This window comes from Streptomyces sp. MB09-02B (genome assembly GCF_033794485.1).
Classification (GTDB): domain Bacteria; phylum Actinomycetota; class Actinomycetes; order Streptomycetales; family Streptomycetaceae; genus Streptomyces.
This window is the reverse complement of record NZ_JARGEE010000597.1, coordinates 1-4,337: the sequence shown is the minus strand read 5'-3', so window position 1 is coordinate 4,337 and position 4,337 is coordinate 1. Positions and strand designations below refer to the sequence as shown.

6 protein-coding genes are annotated in these 4,337 nt (G+C 71.2%); 5 read left to right on the top strand and 1 reads right to left on the bottom strand.

Translation table 11 applies throughout. The features are described from left to right. Nucleotides 1-218: amidohydrolase family protein (locus P1P70_RS41410; RefSeq protein ID WP_319247173.1), on the top strand; the 218-nt coding region annotated here is incomplete at its 5' end. Nucleotides 219-340: 122 nt separating this feature from the next. Here P1P70_RS41410 and paaK read toward each other — a convergent pair. Then, nucleotides 341-1,660 (bottom strand): phenylacetate--CoA ligase PaaK, encoded by a 1,320-nt coding sequence (gene paaK, locus P1P70_RS41405; protein WP_319247171.1) that lies wholly within the window; start codon nt 1,658-1,660, stop codon nt 341-343. Between the two features lie 195 nt (nt 1,661-1,855). On the opposite strand from paaK, the gene paaA reads away from it, so the two are divergent. The 4 genes from paaA to paaD form a co-directional block, all read left to right on the top strand. Beyond that, complete coding sequence (paaA, locus tag P1P70_RS41400; protein WP_319247169.1) at nt 1,856-2,842, top strand: 1,2-phenylacetyl-CoA epoxidase subunit PaaA; 987 nt, start codon at nt 1,856-1,858, stop codon at nt 2,840-2,842. Further along, nucleotides 2,839-3,159 carry a 1,2-phenylacetyl-CoA epoxidase subunit PaaB gene (gene paaB / locus P1P70_RS41395; protein WP_319247167.1) on the top strand — a complete coding sequence of 107 codons (321 nt, stop codon included), beginning with the start codon at nt 2,839-2,841 and terminating at the stop codon, nt 3,157-3,159. The genes paaA and paaB overlap by 4 nt, the downstream gene beginning before the upstream one ends. Before the next feature lie 9 nt (nt 3,160-3,168). Beyond that, nucleotides 3,169-3,996, top strand: a complete 828-nt coding sequence (gene paaC / locus P1P70_RS41390; protein WP_319247165.1) for a 1,2-phenylacetyl-CoA epoxidase subunit PaaC — start codon at nt 3,169-3,171, stop codon at nt 3,994-3,996. Next, nucleotides 3,990-4,337: 1,2-phenylacetyl-CoA epoxidase subunit PaaD (gene paaD, locus P1P70_RS41385; protein ID WP_319247163.1), on the top strand; the 348-nt coding region annotated here is incomplete at its 3' end. The genes paaC and paaD, both read left to right, overlap by 7 nt.

The following is a 4,337-nucleotide window of genomic DNA, read 5'->3' as shown; positions in this document are numbered from 1 at the left end:
GGGTGGGGCTCACGGGGGCGCAGGCGCTGGAGGGCTGTACGCGTCACGCGGCGGTGGCCGCGGGTGAGGGTGATGTCGCCGGCCGGGTCGCCCCGGGGCTGAGGGCCGACCTGACGGCCTTGGGGGTCGACCCCGTGGAGGCGCCCGCGGACGAGGTCGCCGATTCGCCCGTGCTGCTCACGGTGACCGGTGGGCATGTGGTGCACCGGGGGCTCTGAGGGAGGCGGCGGGGCTGCGGTCGTGTCCTGGCCGCGGGCCGTTCGTGGCCGCAGGCCGATGGTGGCTGGTCGCGCGGTTCTTCACGCCCCTGACCGAGGCGCCGCCGCCCGGCCCCGGGTGATCAACTCTCGGAGTTGCGGAGATCCTTGACCCGCTTGAGTTTGCCGACCGAGCGTTCCAGGGTCTCCGGGGCGACGATCGCGGTCTCGACGGTGACGCCGATGCCGTCCTTGACCGCCTGGGTGATCGTCGAGGCCGCTGCCTCCCGCTGGGCGGGGCTCGCCCCGGGGCGGGCCTCCACCCGGACCGTCATGTGGTCCATGCGGCCCCGCCGCGTCAGCTGGATCTGGAAGTGCGGGGCCACGGCGGGGGTGCGCAGCACGATCTCCTCGATCTGGCTGGGGAAGATGTTCACCCCGCGCAGGATGATCATGTCGTCGCAGCGGCCGGTGACCTTCCGCATCCGGCGGAAGGCGGGGCGGGCGGTGCCGGGCAGCAGACGGGTCAGGTCGCGGGTGCGGTAGCGGATGATCGGCAGGGCCTCCTTGGTGAGGGAGGTGAAGACGATCTCGCCCTCCTCGCCCTGGGGCAGGACAGTGCCGGTGAGCGGGTCGACGACCTCGGGGTAGAAGTGGTCCTCCCAGATGTGCAGGCCGTCCTTGGTCTCCACGCACTCCTGCGCCACGCCGGGGCCGATCACCTCGGAGAGTCCGTATATGTCGACGGCGTGCAGAGCCGCCCGCTCCTCGATCTCGCGGCGCATCTCCTCCGTCCACGGCTCGGCCCCGAAGACGCCTACCCGGAGCGACGTGGTGCGCGGGTCGACCCCCTGCTTCTCGAACTCGTCGAGGAGGGTGAGCATGTAGGAGGGGGTCACCATGATGATCTCGGGGCGGAAGTCCTGGATGAGCCGCACCTGGCGTGCGGTCATGCCGCCGGAGGCCGGGATCACCGTGCAGCCGGCGCGCTCGGCGCCGTAGTGCGCGCCCAGGCCGCCGGTGAACAGGCCGTAACCGTAGGAGATGTGCACCTTGTGGCCCGGACGGCCGCCGGCGGCCCGGATCGAGCGGGCGACCACGTCCGCCCACATGGAGAGGTCGTTCTCCGTGTAGCCGACCACGGTGGGGCGCCCGGTGGTCCCGCTGGAGGCATGTACGCGCCGCACCTGCGACATCGGCACGGCGAACATGCCGTAGGGGTAGGTCTCGCGCAGATCGGCCTTCGTGGTGAAGGGGAAACGGGCGAGGTCGTCGAGCGAGCGGCAGTCGTCGGGGCCGACACCGGCCTCGTCGAACTTCTTCCGGTACGACTCCACGTTGTCGTACGCGTGCCGCAACGTCGCCCGCAACCGGCCCAGTTGGAGTTCGCGCAGCTGCTCCGGGGCGAGGCGCTCGCCGGAGTCCAGCAGGTCGCGGGGGAGGGGCTCGCCCAGGGTGCTCATCGCGACTCCTTCGTGCTCACCGGACGATGAGCCGACCGACCATTCGGTTGCCGTGCGTCACGGTCATGTAATCCAGCCCCGACTGCGCCTGTCAAGGAGCCCTCGGGGGCGCGAAGGAGTGTGCGGGTCTTGCCCGGCCGCTCGAATCGCGTCACACTGGTACCGAACGAATGGTCGGTTGGGAAGCTGGTATCGATGACGACGACAGACTCAGCGGGGGCGCCGTCCCAGGACGCCGAGGACGCGCTCCAGCAGCACTTCGACGCGACGATCGCACGGGACCAGCGGATCGAGCCCCGCGACTGGATGCCCGACGGCTATCGCCGGACCCTCGTCCGGCAGATCGCCCAGCACGCGCACTCGGAGATCATCGGCATGCAGCCGGAGGGTGAGTGGATCACCAAGGCGCCCTCCCTGCGCCGCAAGGCGATCCTCTTCGCCAAGGTCCAGGACGAGGCGGGCCACGGGCTCTACCTGTACTCGGCGGCCGAGACCCTCGGCGCGGACCGCGCGGACCTGACCCGGCGGCTCATCGAGGGCCGCCAGAAGTACTCCTCGATCTTCAACTACCCGACGGCGAGCTTCGCCGACGTCGGTGTCATCGGCTGGTTCGTGGACGGCGCCGCGATCTGCAACCAGGTACCGCTGTGCCGGAGTTCGTACGGACCGTACGCGCGCGCGATGGTGCGGATCTGCAAGGAGGAGTCCTTCCACCAGCGGCAGGGCTACGAGCTGCTGCTGACGATGATGCGCGGCACCGACGCACAGCGCGCGATGGTCCAGGACGCGGTGAACCGCTGGTGGTGGCCCTCGCTGATGATGTTCGGCCCGCCCGACGACGCCTCGCCCAACTCCGCGCAGTCGATGGCCTGGAAGATCAAGCGGCACAGCAACGACGAGCTGCGTCAGCGCTTCGTCGACATGACGGTCCCGCAGGCCGAGAAGCTCGGCGTCACCCTCCCCGACCCGGAGCTGCGCTGGAACGAGGAACGCGGCCGTCACGACTTCGGCACCCCCGACTGGGACGAGCTGAAGCGCGTGATCTCCGGCGACGGACCGTGCAACGCCCGGCGGACGGATCGGCGGCGGACCGCCCACGAGGAAGGCGCCTGGGTGCGTGAGGCGGCCACCGCCCACGCGGCGAAGCGGAGCGAGCGAGCCCGGAAGGGGACGGCGGCATGACCGGCACGAACGACGGTGGCACGGCACGTGCGAACAAGGGCGACTGGCCGCTGTACGAGGTCTTCGTGCGCGGCAAGCGCGGGCTGAACCACGTCCACGTGGGCTCGCTGCACGCCGCCGACGACCAGATGGCCCTCACCCACGCCCGCGACCTCTACACCCGCCGCAACGAGGGCGTCTCCCTCTGGGTCGTGCGCTCCGAGCACATCGCCGCCTCCACCCGCGACGAGAAGGACCCTTTCTTCGAGCCCAGCGCCGACAAGGTGTACCGGCACCCCACCTTCTACGACATCCCCGACGACGTCCCGCACATCTGAGGAGCAGGTATGAGTGACGACCACGTCTACCTGACCCTCGCCGAGGGACACGAGGACGACACCCGCTGGGCGTACGGCACCGGCTTCGAGGACCCCCTGCACGGTGTGGACACCACGGTGCCCGAGGATGTGGACGCCGCCGAACTGGCCGCCGACTGCGTCGCGTTGGCCGACGACGCCCTGGTCTCGGCCCAGCGGCTCGCCGAGTGGACCACCCGCGCGCCCGAGCTGGAGGAGGAGGTCGCCCTCGCCAACATCGGCCTCGACCTCCTCGGCCAGGCCCGTCTGCTGTACTCCCGCGCCGGGCAGGTCGACGGCACCGGGCGCGGCGAGGACGCCTACGCCTACTTCCGGGACCCCGCCGACTTCCGCAACGTACGCCTCGCCGAACTCCCCTGCGGAGACTTCGCGTTCTCGATCGTCCGGCTGCTCGTCCTGTCCAGCTGGCGCCTCGCGCACTTCGAGCGGCTGGTCGCCCACCCGGACCCAGTCCTCGCGGCGATCGCGGCGAAGGGCGTCAAGGAGCTGACGTACCACCGGCAGTACGCCGCCGAATGGGCCGTAAGGCTGGGCGACGGCACGGCGGAGTCGCACCGGCGGATCCGCAAGGCGATGGAGCAAGTGGCCCCGTACTTCGGTGAGTTGTTCACCGCCTACGACGTACGGGACGAGGTCGCCGACGTGCTCCGCCAGGTCACCGAGGCGGCCGGGCTGCCGATGCCGGTGTACCGGCCGCTGGCGGGCGCGGGCCGCACCGGCGACCACACGGAGCATCTGGCGCCGCTGCTCGCCGAGTTGCAGAGCGTGGCCCGTGCCCACCCGGAGGCGACATGGTGACCACGCTGACCGATGCGGCGCGGCGCGCCCGGCACGTCGCCGAGCAGGTGCCGGACCCCGAGCTGCCGATGCTGACCCTGGCCGACCTGGGTGTCCTGCGGGAGGTGCGGCTGACGGCCGACGGCACGGTGATCGCGAGCCTGACGCCGACGTACTCCGGCTGTCCGGCCATGGCCGAGATGCGCGCCGACGTGGCGGCGCGGCTGCGCGCAGCCGGCTACGAACGCGTCGAGATCCGCACGGTGTTGAACCCGCCGTGGACCACCGACTGGATCACCGACACCGGCCGCCGCAAGCTGACGGAACACGGCATCTCCCCGCCCGGCGCGGCCCCCCGGGGC